Genomic DNA, 23,337 nt, shown 5'->3' with positions numbered 1-23,337 from the left:
TCAATCATGCATGAATTAGGCAGGGATGATAATAAAATGATGACGGCGAGTGGATTTCGTACCCGTACTAACGCGTCGATTATTTCCATAATACAGCGTTTCTCTGACATTTTTGTGATGTTTACAGGGCTGTATATTTTAGCACGCATTGAATCCCAGCCTTTTTCATCATCCTGGTGGCTACTTTCACTTACCGCTCTGGCGCTATTCCAGATGATTGGCGGTATTACTGATTTTTATCGCTCATGGCGCGGCGTAAGTTTTGCCCACGAGCTACAGCTTATTCTGCAAAACTGGGCGTTAAGTATTTTAATTACCGCCGGCGTCATGTCTTTCGCCAGCGATCTGGACCTGAACTTCAGAGCCTATCTGTTGTGGTTCGGTATTGTCGCGATTGGCTTTATCGGTTGCCGTCTGGCGATTCGTTTCTTCGCCCGTATTATCCGCAAGCTTGGATATAATACGCGCAATGTCGCCATCGTCGGAAATATGCCCATTGGCGTTTCACTTGCTAATAGTTTCATTAACGCACCCTGGATGGGTATGAACGTTGTCGGGCTCTATTCTGACGTTGCTAATGAATCTCGTAGTGATGCTGGCAATATTAACTACTGCGGCAACCTTGAGCAGCTGTTGGTTGATGCCCGTGAAGGGAAACTGGACAAGATCTACATCGCCATGGCGATGTCCGAAGAGACGGCGATCCGTGAGCTGGTTGGTAAGCTTTCCGATACTACCTGTTCGGTGATGCTGATCCCGGATATTTTCACCTTTAATATTTTGCAGTCGCGTACCGAAGAAATTAACGGCGTGCCGGTTGTACCGCTGTTCGAAACGCCAATGAACGGCATCAATATGGTGCTGAAGCGTATCGAAGACATCGTGGTCTCTTCCTGCATTCTGCTGTTTATTTCCCCTGCGCTGTTGACCATTGCTGCGCTGGTGAAATTTACCTCGCCGGGACCGGTGATCTTCCGCCAGGTGCGTTACGGCATGGACGGTAAACCGATCAAAGTGTGGAAGTTCCGTTCGATGTCCGTCATGGAGAACGGTGACAAGGTTACCCAGGCGACCAAAGGCGATGCGCGTATTACCCCGGTTGGCCGTATTCTGCGCTCAACCTCGCTGGATGAGCTGCCGCAGTTTATCAACGTATTGAAAGGCGATATGTCAATCGTTGGGCCGCGTCCGCACGCGGTGGCGCATAACGAACAGTACCGCTCTATTATTCAGGGCTACATGCTGCGTCATAAGGTAAAACCGGGTATTACCGGCTGGGCGCAAATTAACGGCTGGCGTGGCGAAACCGATACGCTGGAAAAAATGGAAAAACGCGTTGAGTTCGATCTGCAGTACATCCGTGACTGGAGCCTGTGGCTTGATATGCGCATTATTTTCCTCACTCTCTTTAAAGGCTTTATCAGCAAAACCGCCTACTAAGCATGGCGGACAAGAGAGCAGCCTGATAGGAACCGCATCCCACCCGGGGTGCGGTTTGTAGTCTTATCACAGTGAAAGCGGACTTCACTCCTGCTTAGACGTGGATTATGAGCTTAAAAGAAAAAACAGTAAAAGGGGCCAAATGGTCTGCCATGTCGACCTTGTCGACGATTGGCATTGGCTTCCTGCAAATGACGCTGCTGGCGAGGCTAATCGATACCCATCAGTTCGGGTTGCTTACTATCGCAATGGTGGTTATTTTGCTGGCGGATACGCTTTCCGACTTCGGTTTGTCGAATTCGATTATCCAGCGCAGGGAAATTTCTGAAGCTGAACTTTCAACGCTCTACTGGATCAATATTCTTATTGGTCTGACGGTGTTTGCGGTGGTCTTTAGCTGTAGCGGCTTGATTAGCGGCTGGTTAAAACAGCCGGACCTAAAAGTGCTGATCCAGGTGTTATCCATCGCCTTTCTGATTATTCCTCATGGGCAACAGTTCCGTGCGCTGCTGCAGAAAGAGCTGGAATTTCCTAAAATTGGCTTAACTGAAACGCTGGCCGTTACCATTGGTTTTATCGTGACTATGGTTGCCGCATGGATTAAACCTCAGGCGATTACGGCTATCTGGGGCTATCTGGCGATGGTAACGGTGCGTACCCTGATGTTCTCCTGGTACGGCCGCAAAACCTATAAGCCTCGCTTTCAATTCTCCTTTCGTACCATTACGTCCAACCTGAAGTTTGGCGCCTATCTTACCGCAGATAGCCTGGTTAACCAGCTGAACTCCAACGTGGCGACGGCGGTACTCTCCCGTACGCTGGGAGCGGCTATTACCGGCGGGTACAACCTGGCGTATAACGTTGCGGTAATGCCGCCGACCAAACTGAACCCTATTATTACCCGCGTACTGTTTCCTGCTTTTTCAAAAATTCAGGACGATCAGCAAAAGCTGCGGGAAAACTTCTACAAATTACTCTCGCTGGTTGGCCTGCTTAACTTCCCTGCGCTGTTAGGGCTGTTAGTCGTAGCGGAAAACTTCGTGCTGTTTATGTTCGGCGAAAAATGGCGCTTCATTACCCCGATTTTGCAGGTGTTATGCGTAGTGGGCCTGCTGCGTTCTATCGGCAACCCGATTGGTTCGTTATTGATGGCGAAAGCCCGCGTTGATATCAGCTTTAAGTTTAACGTTGTGAAGCTGTTTATGTTTATTCCGGCTATCTGGATTGGGGCAAAAATCGGCGGCGGCCTGGGCGCCTCATTAGGCTTTTTAGCGGTTCAGGTGCTTAATACCTGGCTGAGCTACTTTATTCTGATTCGTCCGGTGTTAGGTTCAAGTTATAAACAGTATCTGTATAGTATCTGGATGCCATTCCGTATGGCGCTACCGACATTAATTGTTTCCTGGATTATCGGATTCTTCTTCTCGACTTCGGTTGCGCTTCCAGTACTCTTAGCCGTCCAGATTATTTCGGGTGGGCTGGTTTTCCTGATTGCGATATTAATCAGCCGCGATCCACTCATTACAGAAATGAAGAGTCACCTGTTTAAAAACCCAAAACTTCGTCGAATTTTAAGAGCGGAAAACTAATCATGCACCATATGGATAAACTTAAAAACACCCTGTCAGTTATTGATGCCGTTGTTCCCCCTGGCAGCAAGGTTGTTTATCTCGATATACCTCTGCATCTTAATGTCGGAGACCTGTTAATTTATAAGGGTACTGAGCAGTTCTTTAAAGAGCGTAAATATCAGGTGCTGGCACGACGTACCGATAAAACCAGCATGAAATGGTTATCAGAAAACCGTAACCTGCCCAAAGATGTGATCCTGCTGATGCATGGCGGCGGTAACTTTGGCGATCTGTACGGTCATCATCAGCGCCTGCGTGAAGCGGTCGTCGAGCGTTTCCCGCACCATAAAATCGTCTATATGCCACAAACGGTGCATTTCAAAGATAAATCTAAGATGCTGCAGTCGGCGCAGATTATTCGTCAGCATAAAAACCTGACCATTTTCTGCCGCGATGAGCGCAGCAAGAAAATTCTTGAAGAGCATTTCTGCAAAGATGTCCGCCTGTGCCCGGATATGGCGCATGCGTTATGGAACATTTTCCCGAAACAGTCTGCGAATGATATCAAACGCGATACGCTGTGGATGATCCGTAAAGATATTGAAGAGACGAAAGTGGATGGCCTGCCGGGGATGCCTGGGCCAGAAGGCTTTGAAGACTGGGAAGACATTTGCACCGAGCAGGATCGTTCCAAAACGCAGGTTTACCTCAATTTTGAACGTGTAAACCGCACGCTGAACACGCGCCTGTTTAATACGCCGCAGAAGTGGAGTGATTATACTGACACGCTGGTTAACCGCGTGAACACTTACTTTATGTCGCACGATACGGTAGTGACCTCACGTATGCATGGGCATATCTTATGCTGCCTGCTGGGCGTGAAAACCAAACTGCTGGACAACTCCTACGGTAAGAATTCAGGCTACTACGCTTCCTGGACGAAAGATGTCCCTGACTGTGAGTTGATTACTTTATGATTGAAGAGCCAACGACTCCTAAACTTTCCATCATTATTCCTGTTTATAACGTACTGGATTATGTTCAGGAAGCTGTTGATTCAATACTTACGCAGTCTGTCCAGCCCTGGGAAGTCATTATCGTTGATGACGGATCAACAGACGGCTCCGGCGACCTGGTCGAGACGCTGTATGGCTCGCACCCGCTGGTAAAAATTATTCATACCGCCAATGGCGGGCTGGGTGAGGCACGCAATACAGGTACGCGTGCCGCTACTGGTGATTACATCTACTATTTTGACTCTGATGATGTTTCCGTTGATGGCCTGATTAAGCGGTTTTATGAAACGCTGGAACAGCATCCCGATATGGATATCTTTGCTTTCTCTGCGGAGTCGTTTGAAGATCCGATAGCAAAAAGCAAAGGAGGGGATCAGTCGCAGCAGGTGCGTTTGATCTCCTATCGCCGCCGCATGGAGCGCATTTTCGCCAGCGGTGAGCAGGCGTTTAATACCTTATCGGAAACCAACGCCTTTATTCCTAACGCATGGCTGTACATTTATGCGCGCCGGCTACAGACGCAGCACCAACTCTTTTTCCTGCCGATTATTCATGAGGATGAAGAATTTACGCCGCGCCTGTTTTTTGTCGCGGCTAAAACCTGCGTGACGGACAGCGTTTACTTCCAACGCCGTATTCGTATCGGTTCTATCATGCAAAGCTCGCGCTCAGAGAAAAACGCCATCGGCTATCTTCGCGCCTGTGATGCGCTGGAAGGATTGATGCAGCGTACGTCTGACAAAGAGACCAGAAAGAACCTGTGTGCGCGGATCGTGAAAAATATCCTGAATGTGATTGGCGTAGCGAAAGGGTCTGAGGTGAAGTTCAGTGCAAAATCGCAGAGCGAACTGGACACGCTGACTTCGCGCTATCGCAATCTGGATATTACGCTGGCGGAAAACAACTATTTTGCCTGGCGAGTTTTCAATTTCGCCTTAAAGCGCCTGAAGCTTCGGGCTTCTTGATAAGGGCATGCGCGCAGGCGATGCCCGGCGCGCAGCGACAATAAAAAGCCTCAGCAAGTGCGCTGAGGCTTTTTTTTAGGCTGGTTTTACCGTTTTCTGCGTGGCGATATTTAACCACGGAGAGTCAGGCGCGCTACCCAGCGCCACATACACCGCGTTATTGTTTACGCTGATGCTTTTACCGGCATGCTTACTGCGCTGGTTCAGGGCGGAGTTAATTGCAGAAATCTGAGCGCTGGTATAAGAGAAATTACTGCGGATACCGATATTTCCTTCTACGCTCCAGCTAATATCCGGCGCGCTGCCGTTACTGTAAACCAGCGGTATCGCCTGTTGCGTGGTTGCCATGTTGTTAGTGACCAGCAACGACTGTTTGATACCGCTCAGCTCGGCGAACCGCTCTGAATCGCTAACGCGGGTATTCTGGATGCTCAGGTGGTCTACATTAGGCAGCTTAAAGGCCGTGGTTGCGCCGGTATAGGTATCGCCATTGATCGCAATGCTCCCGCCAGAGCCTTTTACCACCTCCATGCCTTTTCCGGTGCCGTTAAGCTGGTGATAGCTATTGTTGCTGGTAATGGTGACATCTTTATTGGTGGTGATTTGCGCCGCGCGCGAAAAGCCGCGGGTATCGAGGTTGTTGATCCGGAAGCTTTTCGGCTGGTTCAGAAATAGCGCGGTATTGGTGCGGGCGCCTTCATTAATCATGCTGCCCGATAGCGTCACATCATGATCGCCGGTTTGGGTGGCAATAGCGAAACCGTAGGCTTTCGTCCCTTTAGCAATCAGAACGGTACTGTCGATATTCACGCCTTCGTTAAAATTGACCACGGCTATCGCCGCCTTGATCGGCCGCCAGGCATTGCCGTTGAGAATATCGGGGCTGTTGCTGTAACGAATGGTATTTTTAACATTGATATTTTTGCACTGAATATAGGCTTCGCCCCACCAGGTGGCACCGCCCATCGAAATATTGCCGATCGAGATACCGCCGTTAATATTTTCCATGGCGAAGTGACGACGGAAGCTGCCCTTCGCCATATTGTTCGCCATGATAATATCTTTATGATCGAAGTCGCGGACATGCTTCCGCGCGCCGGGCAGCCCCTCGGCATGAAACGCCAGACGCGCATCTTCGCCCGCCTTACAGTAAGCATGGTTGCCGGTCATAATCGTGCCGGAGCCCCAGATAGTCACCGCATCGCCCCGATCCTCACCCAGTTTGGAGTGCAGGTCGCGCATGCCGGTTCCGGCTCCCAGACACTCTAAAAACCAGTTATTGGTAATTTTGGTGCCGTAAGCGCCAAAGCTGGCCGGGGCAATAACCGACTGCAGCATGCGGTAAAAATAGCAGTTGGACACTTCGCAATAGTTAGCGGAAATCATAATTCCGCCCTGACGTCCGCCGGTTTCACTTTTTAATAGCATAGGATTATCGAATACCATGCCATGAATTTGCGTCGCGTCCGCTTTCAGTTCCAGTAAAAACTCATTCCCCATATTACCTAATGGGGTAATAATACCGTTGCCGCGGCCTTCGATTATTTGGTTCTTTAGCGTTAGCTTAATGGATTTATTTATACTGACCGGCGTATCAATAGTCAGATATTTTTTATCTTCCACCAACTGTTGAAGGGCGGCGTAATTATCCACCGGGCCGTTGCCGCGTTGGATATCATTACGAATTTTCGCCCATGAGGTGGACGCGTGATCGAGGATGATGCCCGGCGCGCCATTGATTTTACCGGCGGCGCCGTCCGGCGTCGGCACCGGCGTTGCGGAGGCGGGCGCTGCGTTGGCGCGCGTCAGGCTACCGAGGGTGCCAACGGCTGCGGCAGAGGCTAATATTTTGGTTAATGCCTTACGTCGCGAGTGGATACGTTCTTCACTGGCTTTTTCATTAATGCTCATCTCTGACCCTTTTAAGAATGATAACGCCAGGTTTCATTATTCATTTAAGTCGGGCAATTGGAAGCTGTAATATTTAAAATCAGATAAAAGAAAACGCTTTTTTACACTTATGCGGAGTTACCTGTTTTATTATCAGATTAATCTCAGCGAATAGTGCTTGCCGTCAGGAAATAAGTTGATTAAGCCGGTGGGCGTTTATTGCAGCTCAGGTTTTTTCTGGTAAGGCTTGATTTATTCAATATCGTAACGCCAGGCGACTTAATTGTTTGTTTCTTTAACACTATTATCGATGAAAATTTTCAGAATAAGATTATACTTAACGATTGCTTCTTTATTGCATAATCGCTGAATGTCTTCACATCATTATATGGAAAAAATATGACCAAGCTTAAAGCAGTTATCCCCGTTGCGGGTCTCGGTATGCATATGCTCCCTGCTACAAAAGCCATTCCTAAAGAGATGCTGCCTATCGTAGATAAGCCGATGATTCAATACATTGTTGATGAAGTCGTCAGGTCGGGCATCAAGGAAATCGTTCTGGTCACGCATGCGTCAAAGAACGCGGTAGAAAACCATTTTGATACCACCTATGAGCTTGAAGCGCTGCTGGAACAGCGTGTGAAGCGTCAGCTGCTTAGTGAAGTACAATCCATTTGTCCGCCGGGCGTGACCATCATGAACGTACGTCAGGCGCAGCCTCTGGGCCTTGGCCACTCGGTACTGTGTGCTCGCCCGATGATTGGCGACAATCCTTTTGTTGTTGTCCTGCCCGATGTCATCATGGATGATTCCACCGCAGACCACCTGCGTTATAATCTCGCCGCGATGATCGCGCGTTTTGAAGATACCGGACACAGCCAGGTGCTGGCGAAGCATATGCCGGGTGCCGATCTGTCAGAGTATTCCGTGATTTCAACGCAGGATCCGCTGGAAAACGAAGGCAGCGTCAGCACCATTACCCGCTTCGTTGAAAAGCCGGAACATGCGGAAACGCTGAATTCCGATCTGGCTGCGGTTGGTCGTTACGTACTGTCGGCGGATATCTGGGCTGAACTGGAAAAAACCGAGCCGGGCGCGTGGGGCCGTATTCAGTTGACGGACGCCATTGCCAGCCTGAGCCAGAAACAGCCGGTAGACGCCTGCCTGATGACCGGTAACAGCTTCGACTGTGGCCGTAAGCTGGGCTATATGCAGGCTTTTGTTAGCTATGGCCTGCGTAGCAATCAGCAGGGTGCGGCCTTCCACGAGACCATCAAACAATTGTTGGCAAAATAATTCCTCACATTGACACGCCGCGCTTTTGCGCGGCATTAAAGGAGTTCACATGGCTATTTTGGTAACGGGCGGAGCGGGATATATCGGCTCTCATACGGTGCTGGCTCTGTTGCAGCGCGGCGACGACGTTGTGGTAATGGACAACCTCAGTAATGCTTCGCGGGAATCTATCAACCGCGTTGAGAAACTGGCCGGAAAAAAAGCCACCTTTGTTGAAGGCGATATTCTGGATCGCGCCTGTCTGCGTGACATTTTCGCCAGCAACCAGATCAGTGCCGTTATCCACTTCGCCGGATTAAAAGCCGTGGGCGAATCAACCCGCAAGCCACTGGAATATTACGATAACAACGTTTCAGGTACGGTGGTGCTGCTGGAAGAGATGCGTAATGCCGGCATCTATCAATTTATCTTCAGTTCATCCGCGACCGTATATGGTGCCAACGCGCCGGTGCCTTATGTCGAAACTACGCCGATTGGCGGCACCACCAGCCCTTACGGCACCTCAAAGCTGATGGTTGAACAAATCATGCAGGATTACGCTAAGGCGGACAGTAACTTTACCGCTATTGCGCTGCGCTATTTCAATCCGGTGGGCGCCCATGAGTCTGGCGAAATCGGTGAGGATCCTAACGGTATTCCTAATAACCTGCTGCCTTACATTGCTCAGGTAGCGATTGGCCGTCTTGATAAGCTGGGCATCTTTGGCGCAGATTATCCCACCAAAGATGGCACCGGCGTGCGTGACTATATTCACGTAGTCGACCTGGCCGAGGGCCATTTAAAAGCATTGGATCATCTGGCGCAACTGCAGGGCTATAAGGCGTATAACCTTGGCGCCGGCAAAGGCTACTCGGTGATGGAGATGGTGAAGGCGTTTGAAAAAGCCTCCGGCAAACCGGTTCCTTATGATATTAAACCGCGTCGTGATGGCGATTTAGCGGCGTTCTGGGCCGACGCGACGCTGGCGGATAAAGAGCTGAACTGGCGGGTAACGCGCGGCATCGATGAAATGATGCGGGATACCTGGAACTGGCAATCTAAAAATCCTAACGGCTACCGGTAAGAGTAAGCAAAACTAATGTGTAGCTGTTGTTCAGCGCGCGCTTCTGTTTCGATGAAGTATGTGGCGCAGCGTAAGACGCGGTAAGAATATTGATGGCTTCTGGAAACAGAGGCCATTTCTGTTTCAGACCTTAGCTAAACGGTATCTAAACAGACCCGATATTAGTAGAAAGCGTTAGTGGATAAAATAGCACCATCCAGGGTGAAAAAGCAGTAATTGCCAAAGCGTTAACAGAGAAGAGCGGAGCGCTGATATTTTGAGCGCTTTGTTGGTAAAGCAAACAATCAAGGCGTACTTAGGCTGAAAGCGAACAACTCAACGGGTAAGTCCGGCATTTTATGCTTGTCTGCGCGCGATGATAGTACGAGAATCGTAAACTATTAGTGCAGGGTAACGGCTCATTCTGTTGGCGTTGCGAGAAAAAATTACTGGGTTGCTCACGCAGGCTATGCTTGTTTGAGTCCTGAACCGCTGAAGCATCTGGTTGCTGTAAGCCAGGGGCGGTAGCGTGGTCATTTTCAGGTAACTGTGGTCAATCTCAATACTGGTGCAAACATGCAAGAAATCGTGCTCGTTTTTCTGGGAGCGCTGGCGCTGCTTTTTATCTCTCGCAAGATTGCGAAAAAGGTCGGGCTGGTAGATAAACCTAACGCGCGGAAACATCATAATGGCCATATTCCGCTGGTCGGCGGGGTATCGGTATATCTTTCCCTGTGGATTATTTACGTTATGCAGCCCAACTGGCTGCCTGACTTCACCATCTATATGGTTTGCGCCACTCTGCTTATTGTTGTTGGCGTACTCGACGACAAGCTGGACCTTCCCGTTATGCCGCGGATGGCATTACAGGCGCTGGTGGCCAGCATCATGATGTACAACGGCCTCTACCTGTATTCTTTAGGAAATATCCTGTTCGGCTACGAACTGGTATTAGGCTTTATCGGCTATGCGGTTACGCTGCTGGCGGTGGTTGGTGCGATTAATGCCTTCAATATGGTTGACGGCATCGACGGCCTGCTGGGCGCACTTTCTTCGGTAACTTTCGGCGCGCTGGCCGTGGTGTTTTGGATGGGCGAACGGGATGATATGGCGCTGTGGTGTTTGTGCCTGATGGTCGCCTGTCTACCTTATATCTTGTTGAATCTCGGGATCCCGTGGGGGCGCAAGTTTAAAGTCTTTATGGGCGATGCCGGCAGCACGCTGATTGGCTTTACCGTTATCTGGTTGCTGATTATCGCCACTCAGGGCGAGGATGCGGTAATGCGTCCGGTTACTGCGCTATGGCTGATCGCCGTTCCCCTGATGGATATGCTGCGCGTGATGATGGGCCGCATCAGAAGAGGGGACAGCCCCTTTAAGCCGGACAGAGAGCATCTGCATCATGTGCTAATTGATGCAGGCATAAGCCCTCGGGGGAGTTTGTTTATTATTGTTTTGACTACGCTACTGATAGCGTTTGTCGGTATTACGATGAACTATTATAAAATTATTTTTTTAGTTCAAATAACATTATATTATTTTATCTTCATTTTTATGTGCCGTGTGACTAATGTATGTGTATTAAGTAAATACTTGTTAAAAGAAAAAAATATAACCGAAAAATTCAGATGAGAGAATCAATGAAAAAAGTGATTACATTTGGTACCTTCGATGTTTTTCATGTGGGACATATTAATATACTGGAACGTGCAGCCGAATATGGTGATTATCTTGTGGTAGGCGTATCTTCTGATCAATTAAATTTTAATAAAAAAAAGAGATATCCCGTTTATTCTCAGGAAGATAGAGTTAAAATTATTCAAAGCCTGAAGTTTGTTGATGAGGTTTTTCTGGAAGAATCGTTAGAGCTTAAGCTGGAATATATTCAGCATCACAAGGCTAACTTATTGGTGATGGGTGATGACTGGGCCGGTAAGTTTGACTGGGTAAAAGATGCCTGCGAGGTGATATACTTACCGAGAACGCCATCTATTTCGACGACAGAGATTATTGAAGTAGTCAGAACCGGGAAGAAAAATGTTTAAAAAATCACTTATAAGGATGAGCAAAAAAATCCTGTCGTGTTTGATTTATTTAATCCCAAAAGACAAAGAAAAAATCATATTTAAAAGCAGGCCTGATTTTTCTGGTAACGCCAAAGCACTAAGCGACTACATCCAAAAAAACCACAAAAATTACAAAATTGTTTGGTTTGTTGAAGCTCAAAACTATACGGCCACATCTGGAATAAGGCTTTTCAAAGCAGGAACATTAAGCGCGATTTGGCAGTACGCAACTGCAAAATATATAGTCACAACGCATAATGAAATGATTGGTACTAAAAGTGGCAATCAAACCTATATCAGCCTGTGGCATGGCATGCCGCTTAAGAAAATCTGTTATTTAGGTGAATTTGACCATCAGGGAATGGAAGATTATTCATCTTACAGAATTGCTACTTCAGAAGTTATGCGTGCAATAATAGCTGCTTGTTTTCGGGAAAAGGCCAACAATGTATACATAACCGGTCAACCACGAAATGATTTTTTATATGATAAAACATTAGCCAAAGAAAGGTTTGAATTTCTATTGTCTGGAAAAACAAGGGTTTTTTATGTTCCGACATTCAGAGAAAACCAAGAGGCAAATATGTATTCTGATGGGGATTCGATTAAAAATAATAATTTTCTTCGCGTTCAGGACTTTGATTTATATGCATTAGATAGATTCTTACAACAAAATAATTGTCAGCTTTTTATCAAGCTTCATCCTTATGAAGAAAATACTTATCTGGATTTACAGCTAAGCGAAAATATCCGTATTATCAAGTCAGAAGAATTGCGCAGTAATGACTTGGATATCAATCACCTTTTAGCGCATATGGATATGCTGATAACAGACTATTCTTCGGTTTACTTCGACTATATGTTGCTGGATAAGCCTATATGCTTTTTAACGCCAGATTTAGATGCGTACAGTAAATCGCGTGGGGGATTTGCTCTTGAGCCTGTCGATTACTGGATGCCGGGCTACCATTGTTCCACGCAAAGGGAACTGCTAAACGAAATAGAAACACTGCTGGCAGGTAACGATCGTTATGCCGGACACAGGAGTTGCGTCAACGCAATAATAAATCTGTTTAAGGACGACCGAAATAGTGAAAGAGTATTTAAACAATTCTTCTAGTAACGAGCCAGACGTCCACATTTTATTAGGTGATGTGACTTCACGTGGAGGAATTGAAAGAGTATCAATTACTCTGGCTAATGCCTTGTCGGCGCTTTATAAGGTGAGGTTAGTAAGCCTTTATGCTTCTTTAAGCGATATATCCTTCAGGCCTGTAGACAGCATAGCTGTTACCATTTTACATAACGGATATGAAGAAAGCATGTATAACCGCTCAAAATCTTTTTTGGCTGGCGTGCTTTTTGATATCAATTACGTCTTTAAAAAAAGAAAAGCCCTTAAAAAATCCGACTTAGCTGATGAGAATGCGATAGCAATATGCTGTGACGTAAAAATGACATTATTAGCTAAAATGGCTGGTTATAAAAAAATTATTACCATTGAGCATTTTGAATATGATGTTATTAATCCGGTGCTAAAAAAAATCAGAGAGTGGCTGTATAAGAAAATAAGTGCGGTAGTGACCTTAACGCCCGAAGATAAAGATAAATATAACTGGATGCCAGAACAGAAGCATTTCGTCATTCCTAATATTGTCGAAATCCCCAGGCAGATTGTTCCGTTTCAACAGAGAGCAAATTGCGTTCTTGCCGTTGGCCGTCTTACGCACCAAAAAGGCTTCGATCTGTTGCTCCAAGCATGGAGCCGCATTGACACCGCAGACTGGATGCTCAGAATTATCGGGGACGGGCCTGATAAAGAAACGTTACAGAGTTATATTGCCGATAATCGCCTTAATAATGTTAAAATACTCCCGTTTAACAAGCATATAGCTAAAGAATATAATCAAGCGAAAATTTTCGTTCTTTCTTCCCGGTATGAGGGATGGGGGATGGTGTTAGTTGAGGCGCTAGCATTTGGCATGGCATGCATCAGCTTTGATTGCCCGGCTGGGCCAAAAACAATACTGCAAAGAAATAACGGTATTTTAGTAAAAGCAGAAGATGTAAATAGTTTAGCAAAAGAAATAAAAAAGTTAATGGAAAATAAAGCTATGCAAAAAGAACTAAGCCAAAAGGCTCCTGAAAGCATCGCGATGTATAGTGAGAAACAAATCTTGCTAAAATGGCAGGAAGTTATTGAGCAGGTAAGTAAATGAAAAATTACGACCTGATATTCATTACTAATATTCCTGCTTTTTATAAAGTCAACTTATTTAATTCACTTACTTGTCAAATAAATATTAAAGTTATTTTTATTTCTAAAAAATCCTCAATGCGTGAAGCGGATTTTTATAATTATGATTGCAAATTTGATCATGAATATATTCAGGATGAAGATTTTGAAACACGTGATAAATTAAAGGTGTTGCAATCAGTTTATCGTAAGTTAAAAAAATGTAATTATCAACGTTTGGTTTTTCCTGGTTGGGAGATAAAAGAGCTTTTCTTCCTTTCTTTACTTTCGCCCAGAAGAAAAAATGCTGTTGTAATTGAAAGTAGTATACTTGAAACGCGTATGACCGGCATAGCAGGCCGATTAAAAAAATTGTTCCTCACCCGAATGGGGGCTGCTTATCCTTCAGGCATATTACAGAAAGAAATTCTGGCACACCTCGGCTTTTCTGGAAAAATTTACATCACCCACGGTGTTGGTGTAGCTAATCCTCCGCGTGAAGCACATAGTCATGCTCATCAAGCGGTTAGTCATGACGACTTAAAATATCTTTATGTAGGGAGATTAGCCCCTGAGAAAAACCTTTCATTGCTTATTGACGTATTTAATGAAACAGGAGAACAACTTATTATTGCCGGAAGCGGCCCGGACACCGATGATTTGCAAAAAAAGGCGAAAAACAACATTACATTTTTAGGTTATATTAATAATCGCGAATTAGAAAATATTTACCGTCAGTGTGACGCTTTTATTTTACCTTCGCTTGCAGAACCTTGGGGGCTGGTAGTTGAAGAAGCTCTGTCGCTGGGATTACCGGTTATTATTAGTGATCGCGTAGGATGTAAAGAAGATTTAGTCAAAGAAAACGGAATAGTATTTAAGGCAACAAGCAAAGATTCACTAAAAAAAGCGTTGAATAAAATGAAACTTGAATATAATATTTTTTATAATGCTGCGCAACTTTATGATTTAGAAGGCATGTATAAAAAACAAATTAATTCATATATTAGTTCAGTAGCAAAAAATGAAATTTAAAACCGTTAAAGACTTTGCAAACTATGCATTAGGAGATATGTTTGTTAAAGGATTTCTTTTTATATCCCTGCCACTGTTATCAAGAGTACTAGATCCGGAGCAATATGGTAAGCTATCTATTATTAACACAGCAATAATGATACTTTATGTGTTTATTAGCTTAAATTTGCAAAATGCTGTTATTAATAGATATATGCTTACGCAAGAAAATTTTGGCAGTTATTTAAAGAGTGTTCTTTATTTTCTCTTTCCCTTTCAACTTATGCTGTTAACCCTTAGTCCTTTTTTCATGAAACCCCTTTCGGCTCTGCTGGGTATTGAAGAAAGTGATTTTTTTTGGGTTATGGGTATATGTATCTTACTATCATATATATATATATATACCTGCTATCTACAGGCTGCAAGAGATAGTGGAAGCTATGTAAAAATCAATGTTATTTCTAAAGTAAGTGAAATAGTATTAATATTTATCTTTGCCATTACGTTAACACAGCATCAGTATTTGTCTAAAATTTATTCTCAAGTTATTGTTAGCTTAATTCTAATCATTTATGTAACTCATAAATTTAAGAAAATTGCCAGGGGAAACTTTGATTTTAAACTCCTGAAAGAGGCTGTTCTATTTTCGGTGCCGCTGATAATACATGTATTGTCTAATTCATTATTATCACAGGCTGACAGGCTGATAATAAACCGTGAGTTAGGAAGCTATGAGGCTGGTTTATACTCCTTTGCCTACAATATTGGCACAGGAATTCTTGTTGTAATTATGGCCTGGAACTCATCATGGCAACCTCGTCTTTACAGGCTAATTGAAGAGCAAAAAATTGATAAAATAAAAAATAATATTTATGCCAGTACGTTAGTTGTTTTCTGTATAAGCGTAGTCTCAATTTTATTCTCTCAAGAGGCTATTTTTGTTCTTGCTGATAAAAAATATTACGCCAGCGTGGGCATATTACCACTTATTTTTGTTGGCAATGCACTAATTCATATTTATCTAATATATGTGAATTTTCTATTTTATAAAAAACACGCAATGATAATTTCTGGTGCAACTCTTATTGCTGTAATTTTTAATATATTTCTAAACTATTGTTTGATACCAAGGTTTGGCATCGTGGGATCCGCTTGGGCTACAATCGCCTCCTATTTTATGTTGGCGTTAATGCATTATATAACGTCAACATGGATAATAAAAAATAATGTTATCTCTGGTGCTTATTTAATAGCCTTTACCGCAGGCCTAATTGTTGTATATTATTTGGCTGCATATATAAATAGCCATATGTCTTTTGCATTGAGCCTTGCGATCAAAAGTGTGATAACACTATTTGTTGCTGCCAGCATAATAAAGTCAGGGCTGCATAAAAAATTGAGCGAGTAATATTTATGGGAATTTATTATATTTATGCAGGGATGTTGCTTTTTTTTGCTAATCTCGATGTTTTAGCCGATCGCAAAAAAAATATACTGATAGTTATTGTATCGATTATAATTTTCCTGTTTATTGGCTTGCGGTATGAGTTGGGCGTTGACTGGCTATTCTATCGCGACTTTTATAATGGCGGCGCAATTACATTAACTATCGAACCTGGTTACCAGATAACTTCATTTTTTTTTAAATTAATCAATTTAAACTTTTGGCTATTTTCATTGCTTATAACTGTCTTTACGTTAATAACGTTGAGTTATACCATAAGAAAATGCTCACCTTATCCGGCTTTTGTCATATCGGTTTATTCGATAATTTCGTTTGGTTTTAATGTAGAGGCATTACGTCAAATTGTCGCCGTTTCGCTTTTTTATCTTGCACTAAATTTTTATCTGCGTGAAAAACAACGGCTATATTATATCTTTTGTTTGATAGGCTCATTGTTTCATGTTTCCGCATTATTGCTATTATTATTTCCACTAATTACAAAAAAGAAAATGCTTAAAGTAGGAAGAATAAGCTTAGTTGCAGGGTTGTTGCTTGGTATTGTTGGAATCTATCCTCTCGGTCAGATCTTTAAAGCTGTATCACTTATTTATAGTAACCCCTATCTTAATAAATTAATCTGGTACTCTTCAGGTGATAGTGTCGGCAGCATTTTAACCTTCAATTTGATATTTAAAATAGTAATGTACTGCTATTTTTTAAATAGGAAAAAATCTATTGTAAGATTATTTATTAAGCGCGGCATTAGCGTATCTTATTTATTGGTTTTTGAAGCTGCGTTTTTACTGATGTTAAATGTCGACGTGTTTTTAGGTCAGTTTGGTACGATATCCTCAAGACTTGACGAGTATTTTATTCCCGCGATGTTAATAGTGGTGTCATACATTATTGCTTCTTATAATAAGAGGCAAAATCGCGCTTTATTATCTTGCTTATTTTCCCTTTACGTTTTTATAAGTTTCCAACGATTTACTAATAATGAATATTTTATGGCACAGTTCGTACCCTATTCGAATATCATTGTCGAAATTTTGCACGGCAGTCCTTACAATTTGGAAAGAGAAAACGCTGTAAAATTACATTGGCAATTGAGAAAATGAAATGCTATTAGTTAATGCAAGTAATCTCTATGTAGGCGGTGGTTTACAGGTAGGAATATCCATAATCGAAGAGTTTGTTAAATTGGATCTGGAATTTATAGCAGCGGTATCTCCACCTGTTTATAACCAACTCGGTGAAAAAGGCAGAAAAAAAAGCATTATTATTGATAAAACGCCGTCTGGTTTATTAAATTTCACCACCAGGAGAAAGCTAGATGGAATTATAAAGAAATATGATATTCAGGATGTGTTTACTGTCTTCGGACCGAGTTACTGGAATCCGGGTGTGAAGAATCACCTTGTCGGCTTCGCCTTGCCGTGGCTGATTTATGATACTCAGGCCGTTTACAGAAAACTGCCAGCAAAAGAAAAATTAAAGAAAATATTGTTGCACTATCTTCAGCCTTATTATTATAAAAAAAATGCCACAAAAATAGTCGTTGAAACAGCGGATGTTAAATATAAAGCGGCTAAACTGCTTGGTTTTCGGCCTGAAAAAGTATATTTAGTATCTAACACTATATCAGCTAATTTTTCTCAACCGTCTTTATATGATAACAGCGCCGTCAGTAAATTACCTCCAAAAAAAACGGATGAGATCTGGCTGTTAACTGTAGCTTACAATTACCCTCATAAAAATTTGCAGGTCCTCTACCCTTTATTAGAAGCCTTGCCAGATAACTATAAGTTTGTGCTCACGCTGGATGCTGCATTTTTGGCCAGTGTTCCAGAAGAGCACCAGAAAAGAATAATATTAACGGGTAACGTTACGAACGCACAGTGTCCTCCATTATATCAGTACTGTGATGGCATGCTCCTCCCTACGCTTCTAGAATGCTTTAGCGCATCCTATGTTGAAGCCGCTTATATGAATAAGCCTGTTTTTACCTCTGATCGAGATTTTGCAAAAACGGTTTGTGGCGAAAACGCCTTTTATTTTGACCCATTAAACAGCGACGATATTGCTTTCGTAATCAAAAACGCTTTCGCTAGCCCCGATAAAATCGAACGTTACTGCATTGAGGCCAGGAAGGCCGTTGATAAATTACCTAATGCTACAGAAAGAGCTAAATTATATTTGAGTGCAATATATGCTGAATAACTCTTCAAAAATAAAACTTGCCCTGTTAATTGACGATTATGTGCCGTTTAGCACAAAAGTTGCCGCCAAAATGATGCATGAGCTTGCATGCGAGTTTTCCAAGGCTGGACATGACGTGACGGTAATTACGCCAGGTGTATTGCAAGACCAAAAGATTAAAGCGGATTTTATTGACGGTGTCGAAGTTATACGCTTCAAATCTGGGCCTGTCAAAAATTGCTCGTTTGTAAAAAGAGCTATAAATGAAACCCTCTTGCCCTTTAAGGCGAAAAATTATTTATCAAATATCCTTAATGAGAAAAAATTTGATTTAATTGTTAATTATTCGCCATCTATATTTTGGGGATATTTTGCACGTTACCTCAAAGAAAAAAATCATTGCCCTGTATATTTGATATTGCGTGATTTCTTCCCGCAGTGGGTTATTGATAATGGAATGATTAAAGAAAATTCTTTAGCAACTAAATATTTCCGATTTTTTGAAAAGATAAACTACCAAGCCGCTGACGTTATCGGAATACAATCAGAGGCTAATATTAAATATTTTAAATCGTGTTTTGGGGAAACGTATATAACCCGTTTACTATACAACTGGGCAGATCCAGAAATCACTGCGGAAAATTATGGATTTCGTGAGAAATATAACCTCCAGGAAAAAACAATCTTTTTTTATGGTGGAAATATAGGTAAAGCCCAGGATATGGACAACCTTGTTCGCCTTGCTGAAAAAATGCAGAACCGAACCGAAGCTCATTTTGTATTCTTAGGGCAGGGGGATGAAGTTGAGCTGATTCAGAGAAAAATAAATAAAAACAGCATCAATAATGTGTTATTGCTTCCACCTGTCAGCCAGGAAGAATTCAGGTCAATACTAAAGGAAATCGATGTTGGCTTATTTTCCCTTAGCCGTTGTCACTTAAGCCATAATTTTCCCGGAAAGATACTCGGTTATATGGTCAATGGCATACCTATCTTAGGTAGCGTCAATCCCGGCAATGATTTAAAATCTGTTGTAGAAAAGGCCGAAGCCGGTTTTATTTCTGTGAATGGCGAAGATGAACTTTTTTACGAAAATGCATTGAGACTACTGAACGACTCAGCCTTGAGAGAAAAGGCTGGGAATAACGCCCTGTGCTTGCTGCATGAGAAGTTTACTGTAACAGCAGCGGCTAAAGAAATTTTGTCTATTCTTATTAGTTAAGGTTTCCTATGTTTGAATCAAAAACTCTACTTATTACTGGCGGCACCGGCTCTTTTGGTAATGCTGTTTTAGATCGTTTCCTAGAGACGAATATTGCAGAAATTCGTATTTTTAGCCGTGATGAAAAAAAACAGGATGATATGCGTAAGCGTTACAAAAATCCTAAGCTGAAATTTTATTTAGGTGACGTACGTGATTACCAAAGCATTGCCAATGCCATGCGCGGAGTTGATTTTGTTTTTCATGCCGCTGCATTAAAACAAGTGCCGTCGTGCGAATTTTATCCTCTTGAAGCGGTTAAGACGAACGTTCTGGGCACTGAAAACGTAATTGAAGCTGCGATTAACTATGAAGTTAAGCGTGTGGTTTGTTTAAGTACCGATAAAGCGGTCTACCCCATCAATGCTATGGGAATTTCCAAAGCGATGATGGAAAAAATTATGGTCGCCAAGGCCAGAAATATCAATGGTAGCGGTACCGTTGTTTGTGGTACACGTTATGGTAACGTGATGGCGTCACGTGGTTCAGTCATACCATTGTTTGTTAATCAGGTCATGAGTAACGAACCTATTACTATTACCGATCCTGAAATGACCCGCTTTATGATGAGTCTTGAAGACGCGGTAGATTTGGTTCTTCACGCTTTTGTTCATGGTAATAACGGCGATATTTTTGTTCAAAAAGCACCTGCTTCAACAGTAGGTGTATTAGCTCAGGCTATTACTGAAATAATGAATAAGCCCGGCTATGCTATTAAAGTGATCGGCACTCGTCACGGTGAAAAATTGTATGAAACGCTTCTCACTCGTGAAGAGATGTTACATGCGGAAGATCAGGGTGATTATTATAGGATTCCCGCTGACAATCGCGATTTGAATTATGATAAATACTTTGCCGAAGGTGAGAAGAAAATTGCTGAAATTGTAGATTATAATTCACATAATACTACACGCTTAGATCTTGAAGGCACTAAAAAATTATTGCTCAAACTTAAATTCATGCAGGAAATAGTAAAAGGTAATTTAGTACAGCCGGAGCATTAATTTATGAAAAAAATACTTGTTACCGGTGCAGGAGGTTTTATTGGTAAAAACCTCCTTGCGGCATTGCAACAACATAATCTTCAGGTTATTACACATCTTCATAGTGACGCTATTGAATTGCTTGAAGATAAAGTAAAGGATGTTGATTTTATTTATCACTTGGCGGGCGTTAATCGCCCGTTAGAAAATAATGAATTTGTTACTTCAAATATAGATTTTACACAAACCCTTATCGACTGTATCGGCAAGGTAAACAAAGGCATCGCTGTAGTTTATTCTTCTTCAATACAGGCTCAGCTGGATAATCCATACGGGCAGAGTAAAAGAAGAGCCGAAGAATTATTAGCACAAGCTGAAGAAGCTGGCTTAGTTAAAAGCTATATTTATCGTCTGCCTGGCGTATTTGGGAAGTGGTGCCGCCCTAATTATAATTCTGTTGTTGCAACGTTTTGTCATAACATCATCAATCGGATCCCTTTGCGTATAGATAATTCGGCTCATCAGCTTGAACTGGTCTATATAGACGATGTGGTTTCAGCGTTCATCAGCCATCTGAGCGAATCCGACTCTGAGACAGGATTTAAAAAAATAACCGTCACCTATACTATAACATTACAGGAATTAGCGGACAGGCTACAACAATTCCACTCATCCAGAAGTACTCTTGTTACCCAGTCAGTGGGGGTTGGATTGAACCGAGCTCTCTATGCAACCTATTTGAGCTATCTCGACCCGGCGCGTTTTTCCTATTCGGTACCGGTCTACAAAGATGATCGGGGTGTATTTAGCGAAATTCTGAAAACGCCTGAACATGGGCAGTTTTCGTTTTTTACGGCTAAGCCTGGCGTGACACGTGGCGGTCACTACCATCACAGTAAAAATGAAAAATTTGTTGTTCTGCAGGGAAAGGCGCTTTTTAAATTTGAAAATATTATTACGGGTGAGATTTATGAGACGGTAAAAACGGCGGCGGAGATTGAGGTAGTCGAAACCGTTCCTGGTTGGGCTCATAACATTAAAAACATCGGTGAAAATGACTTGATTGTTATGCTATGGGCAAATGAGATTTTTGATCGAGATAAACCTGATACTTTCAGTTGGAGTATGTAAATGGGAAAGAAACTTCGAGTTTTAAGTGTCGTCGGTACTCGTCCTGAAATTATCAGGCTTTCTGCTGTGCTTAATAAACTAGACCAGTATTGCGATCACTATATTGCACATACCGGTCAAAATTATGATTATGAATTAAACGAGGTTTTTTTCAGCGATCTTTCTGTTAAGAAGCCCGATTTTTTTCTGAATGCGGCTGGCGATAATGCTGCTGCAACTATAGGTAATATAATAATAAAAGTGGATGAGCTGCTTAGTGAATTAAAACCTGAGGCTCTGCTTATTCTTGGCGATACCAATAGTTGTCTGGCTGCGTTGTCGGCTAAAAGGAAAAAAATCCCTGTTTTTCACATGGAAGCAGGGAACAGATGTTTCGATCAGCGTGTCCCTGAGGAGATTAACCGAAAAATTGTAGACCATATATCAGATATTAATATGACTTACTCTGATATAGCCCGTGAGTATCTTTTAGCTGAGGGAATTAGCCCGGACCGCGTGATCAAAACAGGCAGTCCTATGTTTGAAGTTATTAATCAACATCGGGAGGAAATCGATCAGTCAGATGTATTGAGCCGCCTTTCGGTTGAAAAGAATGGTTTTTTTGTTGTTAGTGCGCACAGGGAAGAGAATGTTGACAGCAGTGTGAATATTCATAAGCTTGCCGAAATCCTCAATGCTGTAGCTGAGAAATACAATCTTCCGGTTATTGTTTCCACGCATCCAAGAACGCGTAAGCGATTCGAGGAAAACAATATCCAGTTTGATAAACGTGTTCAGCTTCTTAAGCCTTTAGGATTTATCGATTATATAAAATTACAAATCGAAGCTAAGGCCGTTCTGTCTGATAGCGGAACTATTACTGAAGAATCTTCTATTCTGAACTTTTCAGCCTTGAATATCCGCGAAGCGCATGAACGTCCAGAGGGTATGGAAGAGGCGTCCGTCATCATGACTGGCTTGAGTGTTGAACGTGTTATGCAGGCCTTATCTATTCTTGAAGATCAGCCTTCCGGCGAGACCCGTCTGCTGCGTCCGGTTAATGATTACAGTATGCCCAACGTTTCTGATAAAGTTTTACGTATTATTCATAGCTATACTGACTATGTTAATCGTGTAGTATGGAAACAGTATTAACATTATGAGGTCCGTCAGTGATTATCCTCGATGAAGAATTTAAGGAAGCGCTATATACGCGTGCGCAAAATTCCGGTCGGTTAAGAGCTCACCATTGTTTGCACCAATCACATCAGGAGCCAGTACAGCGTTTAGTCATTGCGTTAATGAAAAACAGTTATATTCCGCCTCATAAACATGTGCTTCCGCATCATTGGGAATATTTTCATGTTATTGACGGGCTTATTAAGCTTATAAGTTTTTCCGAGTCGGGTCAGGTTGATTCCATTAAATTGCTTGGGAATGATACCGGCACTTTTGGCGTTCAAATACCAACAAATGTTATTCATACTTTAGTTTGCCTTTCGTCAAAAGCAATGGTGTTTGAATTAAAAGAAGGGCCTTTTTTTGAGTCACACGCAAAAGCCTTTCCGTCATGGAGTGTAATGGAGGACGAGCCTGCAGCGCACGAAACGGTAATCAGACTTGAAAATATACAACCAGGAGAATTTCTGGTGTGACCAAATTATGTTCAGCTTGATTTACCTAACAAAACATATATTTCCTATCGCATCAATCGCTACCTTGGTAATGTAGTGCTGCGTTAATATCAATGGTATACATAAGTAGCTAGTTAATTGCTATATACCATCATTAAACAGGAGTAAAT

The 23,337-nt window shown here is 42.8% G+C and carries 20 protein-coding genes; 19 read left to right on the top strand and 1 reads right to left on the bottom strand.

From position 1 onward, the window contains the following. Positions 1–39: 39 nt before the first annotated feature. From wcaJ to K6958_RS13185, 4 genes are all read left to right on the top strand, one after another. On the top strand, positions 40–1,440 hold the full coding sequence (gene wcaJ / locus K6958_RS13200; protein ID WP_249894688.1) for an undecaprenyl-phosphate glucose phosphotransferase: 1,401 nt from the start codon (positions 40–42) through the stop codon (positions 1,438–1,440). 107 nt (positions 1,441–1,547) lie between these two features. Next, positions 1,548–3,029: an MOP flippase family protein gene (locus K6958_RS13195; RefSeq protein WP_249891522.1), complete on the top strand. Its 1,482-nt coding sequence runs from the start codon at positions 1,548–1,550 to the stop codon at positions 3,027–3,029. 11 nt (positions 3,030–3,040) lie between these two features. Continuing rightward, a complete protein-coding gene (locus K6958_RS13190; protein WP_249891521.1) occupies positions 3,041–3,988 on the top strand; it encodes a polysaccharide pyruvyl transferase family protein in 948 nt (315 codons plus the stop codon). After that, complete coding sequence (locus tag K6958_RS13185; RefSeq protein WP_249891520.1) at positions 3,985–4,992, top strand: glycosyltransferase; 1,008 nt, start codon at positions 3,985–3,987, stop codon at positions 4,990–4,992. Before K6958_RS13190 ends, K6958_RS13185 begins: the two co-directional genes overlap by 4 nt. A gap of 75 nt (positions 4,993–5,067) precedes the next feature. Here K6958_RS13185 and K6958_RS13180 read toward each other — a convergent pair whose 3' ends face one another. Next, positions 5,068–6,903, bottom strand: a complete 1,836-nt coding sequence (locus tag K6958_RS13180; RefSeq protein WP_249891519.1) for a hypothetical protein — start codon at positions 6,901–6,903, stop codon at positions 5,068–5,070. Between the two features lie 378 nt (positions 6,904–7,281). Here K6958_RS13180 and galF point away from each other — a divergent pair, with 378 nt between their 5' ends. The 15 genes from galF (at position 7,282) to K6958_RS13105 (ending at position 23,188) form a co-directional block, all read left to right on the top strand. Continuing rightward, positions 7,282–8,178: a UTP--glucose-1-phosphate uridylyltransferase GalF gene (gene galF, locus K6958_RS13175; protein ID WP_249891518.1), complete on the top strand. Its 897-nt coding sequence runs from the start codon at positions 7,282–7,284 to the stop codon at positions 8,176–8,178. 49 nt (positions 8,179–8,227) lie between these two features. Beyond that, positions 8,228–9,241, top strand: coding sequence for a UDP-glucose 4-epimerase GalE (galE, locus tag K6958_RS13170; protein WP_249891517.1), 1,014 nt, complete (start codon positions 8,228–8,230; stop codon positions 9,239–9,241). A gap of 555 nt (positions 9,242–9,796) precedes the next feature. Further along, positions 9,797–10,852 (top strand): UDP-N-acetylglucosamine--undecaprenyl-phosphate N-acetylglucosaminephosphotransferase, encoded by a 1,056-nt coding sequence (gene wecA / locus K6958_RS13165; protein ID WP_249894687.1) that lies wholly within the window; start codon positions 9,797–9,799, stop codon positions 10,850–10,852. A gap of 8 nt (positions 10,853–10,860) precedes the next feature. Continuing rightward, positions 10,861–11,265, top strand: coding sequence for an FAD synthase family protein (locus tag K6958_RS13160; RefSeq protein WP_249891516.1), 405 nt, complete (start codon positions 10,861–10,863; stop codon positions 11,263–11,265). Further along, entirely contained in the window at positions 11,258–12,406 is a 1,149-nt protein-coding gene (locus K6958_RS13155; protein ID WP_249891515.1) for a CDP-glycerol glycerophosphotransferase family protein, read from the top strand. Before K6958_RS13160 ends, K6958_RS13155 begins: the two co-directional genes overlap by 8 nt. Continuing rightward, positions 12,378–13,505: a glycosyltransferase family 4 protein gene (locus tag K6958_RS13150; protein WP_249891514.1), complete on the top strand. Its 1,128-nt coding sequence runs from the start codon at positions 12,378–12,380 to the stop codon at positions 13,503–13,505. Before K6958_RS13155 ends, K6958_RS13150 begins: the two co-directional genes overlap by 29 nt. Next, the gene (locus K6958_RS13145) at positions 13,502–14,557 is read left to right on the top strand and encodes a glycosyltransferase (RefSeq protein WP_249891513.1); all 1,056 of its coding nucleotides are present in this window, start codon (positions 13,502–13,504) and stop codon (positions 14,555–14,557) included. The genes K6958_RS13150 and K6958_RS13145 overlap by 4 nt, the downstream gene beginning before the upstream one ends. Beyond that, positions 14,547–15,944: a lipopolysaccharide biosynthesis protein gene (locus K6958_RS13140; RefSeq protein WP_249891512.1), complete on the top strand. Its 1,398-nt coding sequence runs from the start codon at positions 14,547–14,549 to the stop codon at positions 15,942–15,944. The genes K6958_RS13145 and K6958_RS13140 overlap by 11 nt, the downstream gene beginning before the upstream one ends. 5 nt (positions 15,945–15,949) lie before the next feature. Then, the gene (locus K6958_RS13135) at positions 15,950–17,098 is read left to right on the top strand and encodes an EpsG family protein (RefSeq protein WP_249891511.1); all 1,149 of its coding nucleotides are present in this window, start codon (positions 15,950–15,952) and stop codon (positions 17,096–17,098) included. A gap of 1 nt (position 17,099) precedes the next feature. After that, a complete protein-coding gene (locus tag K6958_RS13130; RefSeq protein WP_249891510.1) occupies positions 17,100–18,200 on the top strand; it encodes a glycosyltransferase in 1,101 nt (366 codons plus the stop codon). Between the two features lie 10 nt (positions 18,201–18,210). Further along, on the top strand, positions 18,211–19,401 hold the full coding sequence (locus K6958_RS13125) for a glycosyltransferase family 4 protein (RefSeq protein ID WP_249894686.1): 1,191 nt from the start codon (positions 18,211–18,213) through the stop codon (positions 19,399–19,401). Between the two features lie 8 nt (positions 19,402–19,409). Beyond that, entirely contained in the window at positions 19,410–20,444 is a 1,035-nt protein-coding gene (locus tag K6958_RS13120) for a polysaccharide biosynthesis protein (protein ID WP_249891509.1), read from the top strand. 3 nt (positions 20,445–20,447) lie between these two features. After that, a complete protein-coding gene (wbjC, locus tag K6958_RS13115) occupies positions 20,448–21,554 on the top strand; it encodes a UDP-2-acetamido-2,6-beta-L-arabino-hexul-4-ose reductase (protein WP_249891508.1) in 1,107 nt (368 codons plus the stop codon). Further along, positions 21,555–22,688, top strand: a complete 1,134-nt coding sequence (gene wecB / locus K6958_RS13110) for a non-hydrolyzing UDP-N-acetylglucosamine 2-epimerase (protein WP_249891507.1) — start codon at positions 21,555–21,557, stop codon at positions 22,686–22,688. Between the two features lie 17 nt (positions 22,689–22,705). After that, positions 22,706–23,188 carry a WbuC family cupin fold metalloprotein gene (locus tag K6958_RS13105; RefSeq protein ID WP_249891506.1) on the top strand — a complete coding sequence of 161 codons (483 nt, stop codon included), beginning with the start codon at positions 22,706–22,708 and terminating at the stop codon, positions 23,186–23,188. Positions 23,189–23,337: the final 149 nt, after the last annotated feature.

Origin of the sequence: Mixta hanseatica, assembly GCF_023517775.1 — a bacterium.
GTDB classification, from domain to species: domain Bacteria; phylum Pseudomonadota; class Gammaproteobacteria; order Enterobacterales; family Enterobacteriaceae; genus Mixta; species Mixta hanseatica.
The sequence above is the reverse complement of the archived record's forward strand: the minus strand, read 5'-3'. Positions and strand labels throughout refer to the sequence as shown.